Here is a 1,584-nt window from a genome sequence, read left to right as displayed (position 1 = left end):
CGCGACGGCTGGGCAAGTCGCGGTGGATGCCCTTGAGTTGCCCTGAGCGAGAACAAGGCTGTCTATGACTGGTGAACGGTAGCCGGACGGCGTCGGCACCCTTGCTGGCGTTCGGGCTACCGCGGAGGTGCACCGGGTCACTGACCGTTCCAGCGGTGTCGGAGAACGGGGGCGCTCCGTGCCCCCTGCAGGGTGGGCGACGGCCCCATGACCAGTGCCTCCGGTCAGAGCCTGGGCGGGTGGGGGCGGACGAGGCCGGTCTGGTAGGCGATGACGACGAGTTGGGCGCGGTCTGAAGCAACAGTCGAGAATGAGGACGCGGTTGGTGGCAGGGCAGTCGGCCAAAACATCACGTAACAGATCGAATGCGAGTGCGCTGACCTTGAGTTCATCGAGTTCCGTAGCGGCAAGGGCAAGGAAGAGGTCATTGCGCGGTCCGGTCTGGCCGTGCCCCGCGAAATAGACCAATAGTGTGTCCTCGGCAGCCTGCGCCCGCTGTCTCAGCGTCCTGTAAAGGGTGCGCGGGTCAGGGGGATCGACGATCACTGTGCACTGCCGGGGCGGGAGCCAGCCGATGGCAGGGTCGGTGAGGATGGCAGCCAGATCATCCAGATTGTTCCGTACGGCGGGCAGATCAGCCAGGTCACTGGATTCGTATCGACTCGTGCCGATGAGAATCGCGAACGAGCGCTGAGAGTCGGGCAGACGCACGGCCGCCTACCTTGGGTCGCTGTTGGAGGCCGGTTCCCTCGTGGCCTCCAGGACCCCTCGTACCAGCTCTGTCACCTGCGCGGCATCAGCGGTCGGCGATGAGACGAGAGCCACGCTGTGGCCGTTGGGCGCAGTGACGGTGATCGTCGTCGGGGCATCACGGCGCGCAGCTCGCTGGCCCATCCAGGTGGACAGCGCCTGCCCCAGCAACCCGGCAACAGTGCCAATGGTTCCCGTGACGACTCCTTCCACCACCAACTCGGAAAGCGAGCCCATCGAACCGGGATGCGCTGACACCGGGCGCTGGCGGACCCGCCCACGCAGCCCCGGCTCCCGGCGCAACCAATCCCACAAGGACGTCTCGGCCGCGACATCACCCTCGACCTCGATGCGAATGTCCCCCACCAAAATCCCCCTCGAAACGCACCGTTCGGATGGGCCATTTCCCGCTAGGGAGTTCCAGAGCGCAGCCGTTCCGTTACAGCCCTGCCTTGACGGCCCGTTGGCCACAACTCCGCCGGCATCAACGCCCAAGCCCTCCCGGTGCATTGGGGCCGGATTCGCCTGGGCGAAGAATTTGGACATGCCGCAGATGGAGGCCCGGAGCGGGCCCTGGACTGGGGCGAGCGATCCCGGCACCAGCCGATGGTCTCCGGGTACACCGCGCTGGTCGTCGAAGGGTCCTGGGATGAGGCGGACTGGGCGGAGCTGGAGGAGAAGGCCCGCTCCATCACCCGCGCCGGGTGGTGGAGCGACCAGCGGGACGCGGAGGGCACCGACCTGCCCGAACTCCTCGACGCCGCAGGCGAGAACGACCGCGGGACGGAGAACCCGTTCCGCACCGCCGCCCGCCTCGTGTGGAAGGACCCACAT

2 protein-coding genes and 1 pseudogene are annotated in these 1,584 nt (G+C 67.0%); 1 reads left to right on the top strand and 2 read right to left on the bottom strand.

Translation table 11 applies throughout. From position 1 onward, the window contains the following. The coding region (locus tag FNH08_RS54310; protein ID WP_194238899.1) for a caspase, EACC1-associated type at window positions 1-711 on the bottom strand (711 nt) is incomplete at its 3' end. Between the two features lie 6 nt (window positions 712-717). Continuing rightward, the gene (locus FNH08_RS49885) at window positions 718-1,116 is read right to left on the bottom strand and encodes an effector-associated constant component EACC1 (RefSeq protein WP_152778621.1); all 399 of its coding nucleotides are present in this window, start codon (window positions 1,114-1,116) and stop codon (window positions 718-720) included. Between the two features lie 157 nt (window positions 1,117-1,273). Between FNH08_RS49885 and FNH08_RS49880 the strand changes: the two are divergent. Next, a pseudogene (locus FNH08_RS49880) lies at window positions 1,274-1,584 on the top strand (hypothetical protein); the annotation flags it as partial.

It is taken from the genome of Streptomyces spongiae (assembly GCF_009377185.1).
GTDB classification, from domain to species: domain Bacteria; phylum Actinomycetota; class Actinomycetes; order Streptomycetales; family Streptomycetaceae; genus Streptomyces; species Streptomyces spongiae.
This window is presented reverse-complemented; position numbering and strand designations above follow the sequence as displayed.